General features: G+C 36.1%; 15 protein-coding genes. 3 read left to right on the forward strand and 12 right to left on the reverse strand.

Translation table 11 applies throughout. The features are described from left to right. Nucleotides 1-14: 14 nt before the first annotated feature. From AC4PG8_RS04550 to AC4PG8_RS04560, 3 genes are read right to left on the reverse strand one after another with little or no spacing between them, the layout of a single operon-like run. On the reverse strand, nt 15-719 hold the full coding sequence (locus tag AC4PG8_RS04550) for an ABC transporter permease (RefSeq protein ID WP_492170077.1): 705 nt from the start codon (nt 717-719) through the stop codon (nt 15-17). Beyond that, nucleotides 716-1,405: an ATP-binding cassette domain-containing protein gene (locus AC4PG8_RS04555; RefSeq protein WP_492170078.1), complete on the reverse strand. Its 690-nt coding sequence runs from the start codon at nt 1,403-1,405 to the stop codon at nt 716-718. Before AC4PG8_RS04555 ends, AC4PG8_RS04550 begins: the two co-directional genes overlap by 4 nt. Continuing rightward, nucleotides 1,389-1,766: a GntR family transcriptional regulator gene (locus AC4PG8_RS04560; RefSeq protein ID WP_045553502.1), complete on the reverse strand. Its 378-nt coding sequence runs from the start codon at nt 1,764-1,766 to the stop codon at nt 1,389-1,391. Before AC4PG8_RS04560 ends, AC4PG8_RS04555 begins: the two co-directional genes overlap by 17 nt. A gap of 261 nt (nt 1,767-2,027) precedes the next feature. Here AC4PG8_RS04560 and AC4PG8_RS04565 point away from each other — a divergent pair, with 261 nt between their 5' ends. Further along, the gene (locus tag AC4PG8_RS04565; protein ID WP_070753473.1) at nt 2,028-2,687 is read left to right on the forward strand and encodes a Crp/Fnr family transcriptional regulator; all 660 of its coding nucleotides are present in this window, start codon (nt 2,028-2,030) and stop codon (nt 2,685-2,687) included. Here AC4PG8_RS04565 and AC4PG8_RS04570 read toward each other — a convergent pair. Beyond that, nucleotides 2,684-4,573: a MucBP domain-containing protein gene (locus tag AC4PG8_RS04570; protein WP_492170079.1), complete on the reverse strand. Its 1,890-nt coding sequence runs from the start codon at nt 4,571-4,573 to the stop codon at nt 2,684-2,686. The genes AC4PG8_RS04565 and AC4PG8_RS04570 overlap by 4 nt on opposite strands. Nucleotides 4,574-5,131: 558 nt before the next feature. On the opposite strand from AC4PG8_RS04570, the gene AC4PG8_RS04575 reads away from it, so the two are divergent. Next, nucleotides 5,132-7,072 (forward strand): MucBP domain-containing protein, encoded by a 1,941-nt coding sequence (locus AC4PG8_RS04575; protein WP_446669708.1) that lies wholly within the window; start codon nt 5,132-5,134, stop codon nt 7,070-7,072. Between the two features lie 61 nt (nt 7,073-7,133). Here the strand turns inward: AC4PG8_RS04575 and AC4PG8_RS04580 are convergent, their stop codons facing one another. The 6 genes from AC4PG8_RS04580 to glmS all read right to left on the reverse strand — a co-directional run bounded on the left by AC4PG8_RS04580 (nt 7,134) and on the right by glmS (nt 13,051). Continuing rightward, nucleotides 7,134-8,687, reverse strand: coding sequence for a leucine-rich repeat domain-containing protein (locus tag AC4PG8_RS04580; protein ID WP_492170080.1), 1,554 nt, complete (start codon nt 8,685-8,687; stop codon nt 7,134-7,136). A 248-nt stretch (nt 8,688-8,935) separates the two neighbouring features. Continuing rightward, entirely contained in the window at nt 8,936-9,331 is a 396-nt protein-coding gene (locus AC4PG8_RS04585) for a DUF4064 domain-containing protein (protein WP_003770937.1), read from the reverse strand. 147 nt (nt 9,332-9,478) lie between these two features. Next, the gene (locus AC4PG8_RS04590; protein ID WP_003770936.1) at nt 9,479-9,817 is read right to left on the reverse strand and encodes a GIY-YIG nuclease family protein; all 339 of its coding nucleotides are present in this window, start codon (nt 9,815-9,817) and stop codon (nt 9,479-9,481) included. Between the two features lie 13 nt (nt 9,818-9,830). Then, on the reverse strand, nt 9,831-10,310 hold the full coding sequence (locus AC4PG8_RS04595; RefSeq protein WP_492170081.1) for a DUF6530 family protein: 480 nt from the start codon (nt 10,308-10,310) through the stop codon (nt 9,831-9,833). A gap of 85 nt (nt 10,311-10,395) precedes the next feature. Beyond that, entirely contained in the window at nt 10,396-11,133 is a 738-nt protein-coding gene (locus AC4PG8_RS04600) for an FAD synthetase family protein (protein ID WP_185547062.1), read from the reverse strand. A gap of 112 nt (nt 11,134-11,245) precedes the next feature. Continuing rightward, nucleotides 11,246-13,051: a glutamine--fructose-6-phosphate transaminase (isomerizing) gene (gene glmS / locus AC4PG8_RS04605; protein ID WP_045553507.1), complete on the reverse strand. Its 1,806-nt coding sequence runs from the start codon at nt 13,049-13,051 to the stop codon at nt 11,246-11,248. Between the two features lie 447 nt (nt 13,052-13,498). Here glmS and AC4PG8_RS04610 point away from each other — a divergent pair, with 447 nt between their 5' ends. After that, entirely contained in the window at nt 13,499-13,711 is a 213-nt protein-coding gene (locus tag AC4PG8_RS04610; protein ID WP_010990575.1) for an LPXTG cell wall anchor domain-containing protein, read from the forward strand. 40 nt (nt 13,712-13,751) lie between these two features. Here AC4PG8_RS04610 and AC4PG8_RS04615 read toward each other — a convergent pair whose 3' ends face one another. Together AC4PG8_RS04615 and AC4PG8_RS04620 are read right to left on the reverse strand one after the other, a co-directional pair. Further along, entirely contained in the window at nt 13,752-14,480 is a 729-nt protein-coding gene (locus AC4PG8_RS04615) for a C39 family peptidase (protein ID WP_492170082.1), read from the reverse strand. Nucleotides 14,481-14,493: 13 nt separating this feature from the next. Further along, nucleotides 14,494-16,293, reverse strand: coding sequence for a methyl-accepting chemotaxis protein (locus AC4PG8_RS04620; RefSeq protein WP_185485126.1), 1,800 nt, complete (start codon nt 16,291-16,293; stop codon nt 14,494-14,496). Nucleotides 16,294-16,431 lie beyond the last annotated feature (138 nt).

Genomic DNA, 16,431 nt, shown 5'->3' on the forward strand with positions numbered 1-16,431 from the left:
GTATTCTCCTACTTTCAAATAGTATCCATTTTTTTAGACTTCATATAGATATAACTGCCTGCAATAACTGAACATAATCCTACATTCCAAATAATAGAAAGAAGTGAAATTTCAAAATGACCATTTGGCAAAATAGAGATAATTCCCGCACTGTTATAAATATGCAAGTAGTATTCAGCTAATAAATTGATTATTAGGATTGCGAAAAGAAGTAGAATAACGGCTGCTTTTTGAAGAGAACTCGCCTTCACGTGATCTTTTAACCAACCTACCGGAATAACAAAGTAACAAACAAACATAGCGATAAATAAAAACATCATCAGCGTTCCAGATACAAACGATAACGCATCACCTGCTCCAATTCGTCCTGTTTCAAAACCGTAATACCAAATAAAGGCACTTTGAAGTAAAATAACTGCAATTGCTGATAAATAAGCAGCAAATAGTTTTCCGAAAAATTTCTTTGTTTCCGAAAATCCGGAAAGAGAAGCGAGCGTTAAGTTTTCTTTCGATGTGTCGAGTTTCGTGATTTTCCAAGTCGTGATAAGAACGAGAATTAAGCTTATCACCGTCGTTCCTCGAATCGCTCTAAAAAGTAAATCCGTTCCCTCCAGTAGATTTATCGTGAACCCTAGAAAGTTCAGCCCCAAGATAATTGCAAGTCCAATCAAAAGAATAGGACTAATTTGTTTTAAATAAAAAGTAGTCATTTTTGTCATTTGTTCATTTCCTCCTTATAGAAATCGATTAATGAGTTGCCTGTTCTCTCGCGATAAGTTTCTGTTTCTATTGTTTTTAATGTATTATCTTTAATTAACCAAAGTTTGTTATATAATTTTTCCGTGCCTTCTAAATGATGCGAAGAAATAATCGTGATAGCATCTGGCTCTGTTTCGCTAATAATAGCCTTCATTACTTCTGAACGAGCCATAATATCAATACTTGCAAATGGTTCATCGTAAAGATACACTTTGGCTTGTCTTGCTAAAACACTAGCAATTTTCACTTTCATCAACATACCTGTCGATAGTTCACCAAGTTTTAAACGTTTACTAATGCGCCATCCTGAAAGTAGTCTTTCCCACTTATCTAAATCCATATTTTCAAAAAGAAGCGCATGTTGTTTCATAAATTCTTCTATAGTAATACTTTTTTTAGCGTAAAGTTCATTGTTTAGATAAGCGATTTGCTGACGGATTTCACTCGTTATGAAAACTTCATTATCTAGTTGTAATGCGCCGCTATCTGGTCTCTTCAAATTTGCTAACATATCTAGCAAAGTCGTTTTCCCGCTGCCATTTTCACCAGTGAGCACGATCATATCGCCTGGTTTTGCTTCGAAGTCCACATTTTGTAAGACTAATTTATTTGGATAGGATTTAGCAAGATTATTTCCCACTAACATTTACTTCTACCTCCTCTACTTTTTTCACCCAAGCGATGATTTTTTCTTTATTAATTCCTAATTTACTCATTTCACTAATAAAATTTTCGGTAAGTTGTTTTGCGATGTCATTTTCCAATTGCTCAATTCTCCTCTTATCTTCTGTCAAATATTTACCAGTACCGCGAACGGTGAAAATAATTCCCGCTTCTTCCAGTTCTGCATAAGCTCGCTGGATGGTTGTCGGATTTACTTCTAACTTTGTTGCTAATTCTCTTACAGATAGTAGCTTGTCACCAGCCTCGTATGTTCCTGTAACAATTTCTGTATGAATATAATGAACGATTTGCTTATAAATGGGTTTACTATCATCAAACTTCATAATTTCCTCCTTTCGCCTGTCTGTCCGTATCACCGTACCACCTGGGTCACACTGGCTATGAATGTACTATATCAAAGGAAAATCGCTTCATTTATATACTTCATATACCGAGCAAGCGTTTTTCTCACTACAAAATTTCTTTTCAAACTTTTATCCCTCTCTCCAAGCGACTTTAGCAGGAGTCACAAACTGTTCATAACTCTTTTTGAAAAGAATTAAGGTATAATAAATGGGTAAATATGTAAAAAAGGAGTGGTCCTAATGACGGAAAAATTCAATACAGTGCTCAGTTATCTAAAAGAATTTCCTGACTACTATAAATATGTAACAAAGAAAACCTATACAATGAATGAAAAAATTATTTTTGAACAAGAAAAAGCAAAACATATCTTTTTTGTTGTGGAAGGTTATGCTGCGGTAGAATTAGAGGACAATTTAAGAAAAACAAACTATATTTCAATATTCGTTCTTCCAAATAATGTGTTAGGGATTGACGCATTCTCGTCATTTCCAAAGAAAAAACATAGTATTACCGTCATGAGTGAGCAAATGGTGCTCTATAAAATAGAAGCAGACTTTTTACTAAACATTTTATCGGTCAAACCTGATGTAAATGATTTTCTTTTGACAAGTATTGCTGACGTTTTTGCTCGCCACTATGCACTACTTGGAATGATTGCAAAAACACCTAAAGAACGGATTTACATGGCTTTAGAAAATCTTGCTGTAGAGATGGGCACTGAAGATGAAGAAAGAAATGAGATTGTGTTACCAAACTTTATCAATCAGTCAGTCCTTGCAAGATATTGCCGTACAACCCAGCCAAACATATCTAATTTACTCACAGAGCTTGTAGACGAAGAATTTTTAGTCAATAAAAAAAGCCCTTATCGGATAGATAAGGACTCCTTAGATATTTAATTTTGTTTGTGTTTACGGCGTAATAATCCAAGCGCTGCAAATACAAATATTAAGCCAAACATGCTATACAAAACGCTATCCCAAAGTTTATCGCCAGTAGTTGGAAGTTTTAATTTACCAGCTATAGTTGATTTTTCACTTTGAGTTGGCGTTATTTTTATTGTTTCTGTCTTATCTGCTGATGTTTGGTGGTTTTTAGCTGGTGTAGTTTCGTTATTTTGTTGCGCTGGTACTACAGGGTTTAGCGGTGTAACTGGAGGCGCTGGAATGGCTTTTTCTTTAACCGTTACATTAATCGTTATTGATTCGCCGCCAAAGCTATAAGTGACTGGATAAATACCTGCTTTCGTGGTGTCAACTTCACCGTCCACCTGCACATCACTAAAGGAAACAGCGGTACCGACTGAATTTATCGCACCATCAAAATTGTCCTCTCCGCTCCATGCATCGTCTACATAAATCGTCGAATCGTGCGCTTTAATTTTCGCAGGTACTGCTTGATAAACATAAGTGACTGTTTGCGAGTTTGTTTCGAATACGCCACTTGCATTTGTTGGCAGTTTACTTTCATCTAATGTAAATCCAGCAATTTCTTTTGCTTCAGCTTGATACGTATCATCTAATTTACCTGTTAAAATATCTGAAGTGGTTAGTTCCTCGCCATTTTGGTTTACAAATTTTACTGTGACTGGTGCGCCGTCTGCTTTTTTGTATACATAAGTGACCGTTTGCTCGTCTAAGCTAAGTGTCCCGATTGCATTTCCTGGTAGTTGGTTAGTATCGAGTTCGTATTTATCAATTGCTAGTTCATATTCAGGTGTCGTCACATCATAGTCATCGCCTACATTTCCACTTACCGTTTGCGACTCGTGAATCTCTGCCCCTGTTTCATCCACATATTTAACCGTTAAATCCTTTGCCTTAACCGGTAAAATATCAATTAAAAAAGTGGCTTGATTTTGAGGATTATTGGTCGCATTATCAAGAACTACTTTAATTACATGTATGCCTGATTTAAAGTTGGTTAATGGAATACTCACGTCAGAAGTCAGTTTCCCGTCATAAAGCACTTTGCCATCATTCGTATCGGTAATCGTCACATCATGGCCATCAAACAATTCCGAGTCAAACATATATACTACTTGTAAATTAATAAATGTAGGACTATTTTTTAAAAATGGCGTAAGCTCCATATCATTAGTTAGATTAGAAATATAAGAATTATTTGCTTTAATATGACCGCTATACTCTGGTGTATTAGCTGGATAAATGAACGTATACGCTGAATAAACGCTTGGTTCTGGTTTTTGACTGTTAATCGTTACTTGGTTACCAGAAACATTTACTTCATTTGCGCCAGTTCTATTTTCATACAAACTTAAAGGTAGTTGCCCGACTAATTTATTACTTTGCAAAGCGATGGAAGGAATATTTCCAAGACCATCCGGAATTTTTCCTGAGAATTGATTATAATCTAAGCGCAGTTCTGTTAATTTTTGTAATTGACCTAATTCACTAGGAATCTCCCCTGATAAATTATTACTATAAAGCAAAAGTCTTTCGAGAGACACTAGGTTTTTAATCTCCGGTGGGACTTCTCCCGTAAGCGACCTATTGCTTAAAGAAATGGTCTTAATCTTAGCCAAATCCTCAAAAGTTAGATCAACACCGACTTTTTTCGGAGCTAATTGTCTATTTACCTCATTGATTAACCACGCTTGTCCTCCTAAATCTTCAGAAGTAACAATATCTGTATTACTTTGATTTAAATTAATTGGTTGATTTGTTTCTTTTGTTGTTTCTGATGCTATTCCGGAAATGGGATGATCCCAAACAAAATTTAATGAGAGAACAACAGCAGAAAGACAAAGTAAAGCTTTTTTCATTAATGTATAACCTCCAGTGTTTTTGATTACTCCTAAAATTATACGCTAAACAATATTATTAAAATGCCTAATAAGGTACCTAAAATCACCATTTGTGAACATTTTTCGAACATTTCATATCATAAAAGCAGCATACCTTTTGATTTACAAGCACTTTTCTTTGACACATTTACCTCAAAAAATCAAAAATTATTCCCGTGAACAAAACAAGTATCCATAGAAGAAAAATCTAATAACACATTGACACTACTTGTTTCCCAATTCAAAAAAGCATTCAAATCAATACCCCATAAATAGCTCCCTTTAGTCTAAACAGCATCTAAAATAGTTATAAAACAGTTAAATCGGGTCTAAATTTGAACAAACCCTGTTTTTCGCCATTTTTGTGATTTCGTCACCAAATAGTCACATTTAAGAAATCATACGCGATTTTTAGGTCTGATTTTAGTACTACGGAAATATGGGAAAGGACTATAATTAACTCATAAATAATAAAACAAACTATAAAAGGATGTGCAATACCTCTTGAGAAAAACTTTTCTAATCCTCATTTGCTCCATGTTACTCGCAACACTCGTCCCCTTCACTTTCCCAAAAGCTACCACTGAACCGACGTCCTGGATTGAAACAGAATTAGATGGTAACGAAGCTTTCATCTCAGCAACAGAGAGAAATCTCAATAAAAAACGAGAAGATATTACACTAGCAGATGTAGAAAGCCTCACTTCTCTTGATCCAGTGGGCGCCTCTTCTATACCTGATAATATAACAGACTATAAAAATTTAACTAGGCTCTATATAACAAGAGGAACTTTGACTGAAGTACCAGAAAGTATTGGCGAACTTAAAAAGCTAACCTTTCTAAGTTTTTATGATAATAAGTTGACTGAAGTACCAACAGTTGTTTATGACCTACCAGCTTTAAATTCACTTCTATTACAACGAAATAATATTAGTGAAATTCCTGAAGAAGTTACGAATATGTCTTCACATTTATCAAGTCTCGATGTTCGTAATAACAATTTAATTTCCATTCCTGATAAGATTTTTACAACTAAATGGGCTAGCCGCAGTGGCCTACTAATTATAGATACAGAAGGAAATCAAATTACTTCAGATGTTCCTGTTGATTATTTAGATAACTATAATAATGGCGGAAACATGTTAGAGAATTACAATTATCGTCAAAAGCAAGATCAATTGGTTTATAAAGGCGATCCTATCGTAGTTCCTTACAAAACAGACTTTAAACAACTGACTCCTGATAAATCCAAACTTGGATTAGCTTCAAATAATGCGTTATATCCTACTCATGAATTCGAATATTATGACGACGGTTCTTCAACGCTTGAAAACGGGGTAGCCACAACAGAAGGTGAAGGTTTCATTACGATTAAAAGCACCTTATCAACTGCTTCCAATCCATTTGCAAAAGTACGGGTGCCAATCGTTGTGGAAGCTCCTCCAGAAGGCTCCGATGTCACAGTCGAATACAAAAGTACCACAGGAGAAACAATTGCTCCTTCTGAAACTTTAAAAGGTTTATTAGAAGCAAATTACACGTCTGAAGCTAAAACGATTCCTGGCTACACACTGACAGAAACGCCAGCTAATGCGAACGGTACTTTTTTAAATGATCCACAAACAGTCACTTATGTTTATTCAAAAGACCCCGTTCCTGCTAAACCAGTTACTGTAAAATATGTTGATGATAAAGGTAAAGAACTAGCACCATCAGAAACATTCACTGGTTTTATAGACGATGATTATACTTCTACAGAAAAAACGATTGAAGGATACACATTAGTAGAAACACCAGCAAACGCCAACGGAAAATTAACAGCAGACCCACAAACAGTGAATTACATTTACACTAAAAATATTATCCCAGCTGAATCTGTAACAATTAATTATGTGAGCGATACAGGTGAAGAGTTAGCAGAACAAACTGTCTTAGATGGCAATATTGGAGATTCCTATTCTTCTTTTGCCAAAACAATTCAAGGTTATAAGCTAACTACAACACCAACAAATGCGAACGGTACATTTTCTGATACTAAACAAAGCGTTAATTACGTGTACACTAAAGACAAATCTTTACTAAAAGCAAAAATTGGTAAAGTCGAAGTAGAATTTGTTGATTCCACAAACACGCCAATCAGTAATCCTTTAATAGTAGAAGGAGAAATTGGAAAAACGTATAAAATCACTCATAAAGAAATAACAGGATACACACTAAAAAAAGAGCCCTCTAATGAGCTCGGAACATTTGATCAAACACCGAAAAAAGTCACTTTTGTATATCAAAAAGAAGACAGTTCAGAAAAATCACCATCGAACAAAACAACTTTTAATAAATCGATAACAAAAGCAGAATCAAGCACAGTAGGAATGCCAAAACTTCCAAAAACTGGTGATAAGAGTCCACTAATTCCTTCACTAGTAGGAATCTTGCTTTTAAGTTCTGCCATTGTTCTTTGGAGAAAGAATCAGCTGTAAATCTGAATAATAATTAATAAAAAAAGACGATAAACCGAGGTTTATCGTCTTTTTGAATGGCTTAAATTTGTTTTTTCTTCCAAAGTAAACTAGCAAATCCAACAAATAATAGCCCAATCAGCACCAAGTATAAGTTAGTATCACCTGTTTTTGGTAGTGTTCTTTGTTGTTTTGAGTCATCTAAAGAAGTTGCGTTTTCTGATGCCGCTATAGTTCCAGATTGTTCTCCCTTAATCTCCATATCACCCGATCCCTCGGAGGAGACTATTTCATCCGGTTTAACTGGATCTGTTGGTTTTGTTGGGGCAACTGGACTTGCAGGATCAACTGGATCTGTTGTTTGTTCTTCATACTGAGCATATAGTGTCATATTGTTTGCTGGCATTTTATCTGTAGCGAAGTTCCATTTCTTTCCACCAGTTTTTGCATCGTACCAACCAGTGAACGTGAACCCTTTTTTGCTAGGCTTTGCGGGTTCAGTTACTAATTCATCACTGGCAAAAGTCCTTGTAGATAATGTTCCTTCATTGTCAAAGGTTACTGTATATCCTCCAACAAGGGATTGTGTGACCTTCCCACTAAATTCCCCTGTTGACCTGCCAATCTGAGTTGTCTCAGAAAAAGAATAATTTAGATTTGCTACAAAGCTTGGAAGTTGCCAAGATAAGATAGCATTTGAATAACTACCGCCATTACTAATATTCTTCGGCGTCACAAGTGTTCCATTGATATTTTTCACTTTATTTTCCAGTGTGAAATTTGTAGAAAAAGCTTTGGGTTGATTGACAATACTCTGATCCTCTGCAAAAAAGTAATCTAATTTGCCAAAATCAGCATTTTTCAACGAACTAATATCACTAATGTGGTTGTTGCTAATATCAATATAAAAATCATCTGTCAATGGATCCTCTGAATATAGTGTCATCTTACTTAACGGACTAATATCACTTATTTCATTATTGTTAAGTGTTAATTGTTGAAACGATTTACCAGCGAGCGGGCTAATATCCTTGATTTTATTATCGGCCAAATAAATATAAACAAATTGGTTTGCCGGGAAATCTCTTAACACACTTATATTACTTATACTATTATTATTTAGTCTTACCGAATTTAAATTTGGCAATGAGCTAAGTGTGCTTATATCACTTATATTATTATTCGATGCATCTAATATTTTTATTTTTGGAGATTTACTAAGTGGTGATAAATCATTAATATTATTTTCAGAAATATATACAGTTTCTAACTCTGATAATCCTTCTAACGGTGAAATGTTACTTACAGACTGCCCAGAAATATCAAATTCCGATAAATTTTGAAGATACTCGACACCCTCTATCGAATAAATTATTGGCCCCGGCATACTGTCAGAGGTGCTGCCATCTAACTTTGTAATGTTATCTAAATCTGCCTGAGATACTTCATCTGCTGAACTACTCTTATAAGTGACTTCAGCTATTACTTTAGCCATATTTTCATCAGGAAAAACCTCAATTATTGGTTTCGGTGATGTTAAAATACTCTTTTCGGCTGCATTGGCATTTGGAGAACTAATAAAACTAATTAAGACGAGAGATACGACTAGTAGCGACATTGTGAGTGTTTTTTTCATGTAGTTAATCATTCCTCCTAGATGTATAAACGCTTATTTATGAAATTGGTACTTATCCAGTATACAATCAACATAAAATTAACAAGTACTAAAACCAGACTCAATTTTCTGAATTATATTTAAAATGTGAATAAAATGTGAAGTTTGAGAAACATTTACTGATTTCCAGTACTTTTTTTGTAAAAAAAATAGACTGTAAACAAAATGATTTCTCAAATTGTTACAATCTATTTTTTCTAAAGCCCCTTTTAGAAAGTTTGTACTTTTCTCGCTAGGCACATAATACCTGCGATAACTGCAAGTACGCCTGGAACGATCCATAGTAAGCTAACTAAGAAGAAACCGCCTACACCAGCTACTAGCGTTAAGATACCAAATACTTTCGCATTACGTTTAATTAATACTGCGAAAACAATCAAAGCAATACCAATAACTAAAGCGATTGCAGATAAAATTACTGCGAAACCTCCAGCAGCAGCAAGTGCTTCTGTATCAGTAGTAGACATTGTTGCAGCACCAGATAGTTCTTCGCTACCAGATAAAGCAGCAAGAATACCTCCACCTGCGATTCCTGTAATACCAGCGATAATACCTGTAATTCCTGCTATTAATGTTAGAATGAATTCTGGTTTTCTTGGATTCATGTTGTAAAACCTCCCTTTTTTATAGTCATTTATTAGTATACCATTAATTCACACAAAAAATGTAGACATTTAGTGTATTTTTATTTAAATTATCTTTTTATTGTACAATTTTAACTGTTAAAAAAAGACCTCTCGTCTGGAGAGGCCTTAAATATCTTCGCGTTCTAGCCATAAACTGAGAAGTACATCATTTTCTTCTTTAATATCTTCTTTTGTCATTTCGGGTTTAATGTCTACTTTTTCAAGAATTTCAAATTGAATGGTGTCGATACCATGTTCAGTTGCTTCTTTTGCCATTTCTGGTGGTAGCATATTTCCTGCTCCAATTTTCACTCCGAAAGCAAGCTTATTGGCTATTCCTTTTAAATCCATTGTATTATCGATGAAGTATTTGCCAGTTTTTGTACTGATAAAACGGTATACTCCGGCGTCAGGGGCTTTTTCTTTGTATGCCCGAATCAGCTCTTTGCGGTTTTCTTTATCCATTTGTTTCACATCCTTAGTATCCTGCTTCTTGTAAAAGTTTGCTAAGTGTCTTGAGGCGTTCGCTGAGTAGTTCATCATCATTTTTTAATGCTTGTTCAAATAATTGAATGTCTTCGTCGATATACTCGTTATCTTCACAAACTGCGATAGTCAGCGCATCTCCTTGCAAGCCGATACGATCAAGCGTTGGATTTTCTTTATCGTAAAAATTAGGTAAACGGTAAGCATCTTTGAAATGAACCTTCGTTCTTGCAATTAAAATAGCTAAGTCAAGTACGCGGTGTAACGGAAGCTCTTCGGATTGGCGCGACCATTTATCGCCCGTATGACGCCAAACTTTGGCTGAAATATCTACTTTTCCACGATCATTCCACTGCGCAAGACCAAGTGAAAGACCTTTAGCATCCGAGTGATACGCGCTTTTACCGTCTACTTCTTCGTAATTTTCAGCAACAATCACTGGTTTATGTTTTAAGGTAGTTGGAATCCTCATTAGACTTCTCCTTTTAAATTTTAGTAATTTACTAAATTAGTATATTACTAATTTCATAAAATGTAAAGAAAAACTTTCCTAATGACTAGGAAAGTTCATTTTTCATATGTAATTGTTGTAGTCCGTCTGGTAAATCTACTTTGATAGTTCGGCTATTCGTTACTTTTACGAGGTTCTTGTCGGTTTGATAAGTGCCGGTTGCAGGAAGAACATAATCATCCAAGCCGACCATTTCACCATTTTCTACCATTCCTGTAATGTACCATGGGTGACCAAGGAGTTGTTCTGCTTCTAGGAAATGACCGCGCCGAATAAAAGCTCGAATGTTTGTGGAGCTGATTTTTGTTTGGTTTGTTTCAATCACTGGGACAGATGTGACGCCGATACCATAGGGCTTGCAAAGGTCCCGGAGTAAATCCACATCAGAATCGCGCCCTTTTCCAAAATTAAACTCAGAACCAACGATGATATGCGATAATTGTAAATTGGTCAAATGGTCCGTAACAAATTCTTCTGGTGTTGTTTCCGCATACCTTGGTGTAAAAGCTGTTTCGATGAGATGGTCTACCCCGTAATGCGCGAGCCAGCGTTCTTTTTCCATTCTTGGTGTGAGCATTTCGCGGTATATTTCGATTTGTTTTAAAGCCCAAAGTGGATGTGGACTGAAACTGATAGCAGTTAAAATTTCGTTTTCTTTTTTGATGGATAAAGCTGTATTTAAAATGGTTTGGTGACCAAGATGAACCCCGTCAAACTTACCGATTGTTAATACTGCGGGGCGACTATCTTTATTTGGTTCGAGTGTTACGTGTGATACTTCCATTGGCTGATTTCCCCCATTCCTCTCTAAGTTTATAGTATAACAAGGGGGTCGTGCAAATTTATTGATTGCATAAAAAAAGACCTTTTCTAATTTCGAAAAGGTCTTGAATACTTTATTCTACTGTTACACTTTTTGCTAAGTTTCTTGGTTTGTCGACATCGCAGTCACGGTGAAGTGCTGCGTAATAAGCTAATAGTTGACACGGGATAACGCTTGCTAGTGGTGTTAATAATGGATGTACTTGTGGAATAACAAAGCGATCACCTGGTTGTGCAACGTTTTCCATTGCAAATACACAAGTTTTTGCTCCGCGTGCTAAGACTTCATTTACATTTCCACGAATATTCCAATTGATAGACTCTTGCGTGATAAGTGCTAAAACTGGTGTGCCGTCTTCGATAAGCGCGATAGTACCATGTTTTAATTCCCCACTTGCAAAACCTTCTGCTTGAATATACGAAATTTCTTTTAGTTTAAGTGCTGCTTCCATCGCTACGAAATAATCGATGTTTCTACCTAAGAAGAAAGCGTTACGAGAAGTCGCTAAGTATTCGCCCGCAATATGTTCGATGACTTCTTTACTAGAAACCATTGCTTCCATTGCAGTTGCAACGATACCTAATTCAGCAGCCAAATTAATGCTAAGTGCTTCAGCATCACCAATTTCACGACCAAGTGAAACTGCAAGTACTGCTAAAACAGAAATCTGTGCGGTATATGCTTTTGTTGATGCAACCGCAATTTCTGGCCCAGCATAGAGATACATCGAATGATCTGCTTCACGGTCAAGCGTAGAGCCTGGTACGTTCGTTAATGTCAACGTCCGGTAACCAAGTTCTTTCACTTTTACAAGACATTGGCGGCTATCGGCAGTTTCCCCACTTTGGGTAATGAAAATGAATAACGGCTTTTTAGACATTAGCGGTAAATTATAGCCAAATTCACTAGAAACATGTACTTCTACAGGAATTTTCGCCATTTTTTCGATTAAATTTTTTCCAACTAAACCAGCATGATAGCTCGTTCCGCAAGCGACAATGTGAATACGGTCAGAAGATAAAATTTCATCAAGGATTGTTTGATCGACGTTGATTTCCCCAGCTTCATTTTGGTAAGCTTGGATGATTTTACGTGTTACTGCTGGTTGTTCGTCGATTTCTTTTAACATATAGTGAGGGTAAGTGCCTTTTTCGATGTCAGATGCATCTAGTTCTGCAGTATAGCTTGCGCGGCTAACTTCTTCCCCTTCTAATGTTTCTAATGTAAAACCGTCTTTTGTAACGATAACGATTTCTTTATCCATAATTTCCACGAATTCATCGGTTTCTTTAAGAACAGCCATTGCATCACTTGCAATAACGTTGAAGTTTTCGCCTTTTCCGATTAGTAATGGGCTTTTGTTTTTTGCTGCGTATAGTGTTTCTGTATCAGTTTGGTCAATTAAGCAAATTGCGTATGAACCGTGAAGTAATGATAATGCTTTTTTAAATGCTTCTTTTGTAGAAAGATTTTCAGCAAATAATTCAATAAGCTGCACGATTACTTCTGTATCTGTATCACTAATAAATGAATGATTTTTTAAATATTCTTCTTTTAAAAGTGTATAGTTTTCGATTACACCGTTATGAACAATAGTAAAACGGCCTGATTTGCTTTGGTGCGGATGAGCGTTCTCGTGATTTGGTTTACCGTGAGTTGCCCAGCGTGTATGACCGATCCCTGTTGTACCGAATGCATCGCTTGGTACAAGGCTCGCAAGGTCTGCAATCCGTCCTTTTTCTTTTACAACTGTTACTAAGTCTTTGTTTTGTAAGGCGATTCCTGCTGAGTCATAACCGCGATATTCTAATTTTTCAAGTCCTTCTAATAAAATACCTTTTGCATTGTTTGTTCCAATATATCCAACGATTCCACACATAATAAATTCCTCCAATAATTAACTTGAGGGCAGACTTGTCCAATTTCAAGCCCTCTACATTTTTTGGTTTCCTTGGAGGGTTCTTGCACATGTTTCATTACTACTCTGTCCACTTGGTCACCCAAATGATTTGTAAGTAAGACTTAACGACTGCATGCACAGCCGGGAGACTCCCGCCGAAATTTCGATTAATCTCCTCCTCGTCAACTGACTGTTTACTTTCCAGGAATTTCACCTTTAAGCATTTTCGTCCCAATCAGTTCTGGCGCTTCTATTCAGTTGTACTATCCTCCTTCAATACTTTTCAAGGAAACAAATCCATTTTACAATAATATGTATACTAGGTCAAGCATTATATATAGCCGTTTGTTTAAAATTGGTCTATACATTGACAAAAAATAACAAATGACTAATAATATAGTTATGATAGAAAAAGGAGCGAGCCGTATGGTTTTATCAAAAAAAATAGTTTCTAGTATTGCTTTAATTTTTTCGCTAGGTTTTATTTATTTTCGTGTGAGCACGGTTTATGCACTCGAGCATACAAGTAATGCGTCACTTTTACCTTCGACCGGGGATGCATTTTCGGTTTGGCCGATTGTTATCGGAGTACTTCTAGTAGTCTTAGCAGTCGTTCTCTTCATTAAGAAAAAAATATAAAAAAACGTTTGGAAGCTTGCTTATGCTTCCAAACGTTTTTTTATGGTTTGCTTAAATAAATAGCTTGTTTTCCCATGGCAGACCAGCCTTCTTCTAAGACAGCTCTTTTTACAGCGCGATTTTTATGTCCGTATGGGTCGTTGATATAAAAATTCTCCTTATCAAATCCAGTAATGACAACACTATGCATGGAATAAGTGATTTTCTTTTTTCCTTCTTTTGTTTGGACGCTTTGCCAATTTTTTGGTGCATGGTAATCGGTCGTTGTGATAACCCAAACGGGTGCTCCTGTGCTAAGTACGGTTATAATATCGGTTATATCATTGCCGCTAATATCATGTACATGCGCTTCGTTAACATACTTAGCAGCAAGTTTGGCGATGGGAGCATGATTCACCCCGAGCCCTTTACTATCTCCACTGATGCTCCCAACAAATGCTTTATCAGGATTTCCGTGTAAGCCATTTTGTTCAATAGGTGTGGTTGGAAGGTTCGCTGCTAATTCATTTTTGGTAACATTTTTTCCAGTGAACTGTAGGAGCATTGCAAGACTCGTTACTTCACAGCCGTTAAAAAGAATAGGCGCATCCATTTGATTAACGAGAGGAACGTCAAGTCTTACATTAAAAGGTTCATTATCTAATTTATAAACTACTTTGGCGCTTTCGAGTTTGACGGTTGGTGAATAAAAGGTATATTTCGTATTTAGAAGGGTCAAACTAAATATACAAGCTGTAATAACAAGTAGTGATTTTATCCAAATTCGCATTTGTACATGCTACCTAGACATTTTCGGCTAGGACTGGCTCTCCTGGTTCTTTTGTTTCCGGTTCTTCTTCTACTTCGACCGCTTCTTCGCTTACTTCGGTATTGAAGTTGGCGATATACCCTTCTAATGAGCCGGAAATTTTTTGCATTTCTTCTGAGATAACTACTAGCTCGTCCACTTTCATTTTGTTAACTTCCGCGAATTCAAGTGCGGCTGTGGATTTTTCACCAATTTGATTAGAGATTTCTGTTACGTCGCTAATCGATGTGTTTACTTCTTCAATTCCAGCAGCCATTTCTTCTGTTTCTTGAGAGACGTTTTGCATTTGTGCGGAAATATCGTTCACACGGTTGAGTAAATCTGTAAATGTCGCTTCTGTTTCAGAAATGATTTTTTGACCTGCTTCTGATTCAGAAAGCCCAGTGTTCATTACTTCAATCGTTGTTTTTGATTCGGTTTGGATTTTTTTCAGTACCGTATTAATGTCGACAACAGCAAGACGAGATTGTTCTGCTAACTTACGGACTTCTTCAGCTACAACTGCAAAGCCGCGGCCATGTTCGCCAGCACGTGCGGATTCGATTGCTGCGTTTAAGGCTAGCAAGTTCGTTTGGTCAGCGATATTTGTAACGGTATCAAGTGCTTTTTCGACTTCGCCAACACGATTAACGAGTTGAGATACGACGTCTGTGCTCGAACGCATAACACCACTGATACGATCCATTTGTGATACTAAATTGTTAATAACAGCAATTCCATCATTTGTTTTTTCTGCGGAGTCTTTTGTTAAGTCAGATACTTTCAGGGCATATTCCGCAACGTTTTGAACGCCACCTGTCATTTGATCCATTGCATCGGTACTTTCTTTCATGCTACCGATTTGCGTTTGGATTTGTTCGCCCATCATTTTCATTTCGATGTCCATCTCTGTTGTCATTGCAGAAATAATTTCAGAACTAATAATGACGTTATCACTGGAAGATTTAACGTCTGTAGAAGCTTTTTTAATATCTTCAATCATTAATCTTAGGTTTTCGCTCATTTCGTTTAGGTCATTCGTGATGTCGCCTAGCTCATCTTTACCATTGTATGTGCTACGGTACGATAAATCACCGCTTGCTACTTTATGTACAGCTGTTTGTAAGTGACGAATTCCTTTTAAAATAACGCGTGTAATATAAGCGTTGAAAATGAATAGTGAAATCAGTACAGCAATGATAACGGCTGTGAAGATTAAACTAATTTTTACGCCAAAATCAGAAATAGCTTGCGAAGATTTTTCGACTTCATTATAGTTCATATCATTTAAAACGTTTAATTGTTTTGTAGCATCGTCAAATTTTGTTTTAACATTTTGGTAATATCGATTTTGTGCTCCTAAAAGTTCTGCGTCGTCCAGCGCACTTGAAGTATCACTGATGACAGAGGATGCTGCTGACTTCATATCTGCTAATTTTTCTTCAAAGTAAGCTAATTGTTTTTTATCTTCTGCTGTTAAATTGGCTTTTTTGAAATTATGGATTGCTTGGTCATTTTCAGCATAAAGCGTATCAATATCTTTAATAAGGGTTGATTTTCCGTTGATAGTATCGAACATGGTCAGGATGTCGATATTGATTTGTGCCATGTTTGTTTGGATTTTTGCGATTTCTTTCATTGGAGCAACATTATTATCAACCATATTATCTGAAAGTGTCGCTACATGACGAAATCCAAGGAAACTCGTTGCGCCAAGTCCGATTAACATGATGGTGGTTATAATAATATTAATGCTTAGTTTTGTTTTCAATTTACGATTTTTAATTAAATTCACCCATTCCACACTCCTATTCTCTAATTCTAGTTCATTATCTCATATTTTTTTAAAAAACTCCATATTTTATTGTAAAATAATTAGTTTTAATAAAAAAACATTATAATAACTAGTGAATATCGGCGTAAAATGGGTGAT

It is taken from the genome of Listeria sp. MAN/IMW/UF555 (genome assembly GCF_058684075.1).

Coding starts and splice junctions, on each gene's coding strand:
- glmS (WP_045553507.1), bottom strand. CDS start 13,051: ATGTGTGGAATCGTTGGATATATTGGAACAAACAATGCAAAAGGTATT.
- AC4PG8_RS04550 (WP_492170077.1), bottom strand. CDS start 719: ATGACAAAAATGACTACTTTTTATTTAAAACAAATTAGTCCTATTCTT.
- AC4PG8_RS04565 (WP_070753473.1), top strand. CDS start 2,028: ATGACGGAAAAATTCAATACAGTGCTCAGTTATCTAAAAGAATTTCCT.
- AC4PG8_RS04610 (WP_010990575.1), top strand. CDS start 13,499: ATGGTTTTATCAAAAAAAATAGTTTCTAGTATTGCTTTAATTTTTTCG.
- AC4PG8_RS04595 (WP_492170081.1), bottom strand. CDS start 10,310: ATGAGGATTCCAACTACCTTAAAACATAAACCAGTGATTGTTGCTGAA.
- AC4PG8_RS04560 (WP_045553502.1), bottom strand. CDS start 1,766: ATGAAGTTTGATGATAGTAAACCCATTTATAAGCAAATCGTTCATTAT.
- AC4PG8_RS04585 (WP_003770937.1), bottom strand. CDS start 9,331: ATGAATCCAAGAAAACCAGAATTCATTCTAACATTAATAGCAGGAATT.
- AC4PG8_RS04600 (WP_185547062.1), bottom strand. CDS start 11,133: ATGGAAGTATCACACGTAACACTCGAACCAAATAAAGATAGTCGCCCC.
- AC4PG8_RS04570 (WP_492170079.1), bottom strand. CDS start 4,573: ATGAAAAAAGCTTTACTTTGTCTTTCTGCTGTTGTTCTCTCATTAAAT.
- AC4PG8_RS04615 (WP_492170082.1), bottom strand. CDS start 14,480: ATGCGAATTTGGATAAAATCACTACTTGTTATTACAGCTTGTATATTT.
- AC4PG8_RS04590 (WP_003770936.1), bottom strand. CDS start 9,817: ATGGATAAAGAAAACCGCAAAGAGCTGATTCGGGCATACAAAGAAAAA.
- AC4PG8_RS04555 (WP_492170078.1), bottom strand. CDS start 1,405: ATGTTAGTGGGAAATAATCTTGCTAAATCCTATCCAAATAAATTAGTC.
- AC4PG8_RS04580 (WP_492170080.1), bottom strand. CDS start 8,687: ATGAAAAAAACACTCACAATGTCGCTACTAGTCGTATCTCTCGTCTTA.
- AC4PG8_RS04575 (WP_446669708.1), top strand. CDS start 5,132: ATGTTACTCGCAACACTCGTCCCCTTCACTTTCCCAAAAGCTACCACT.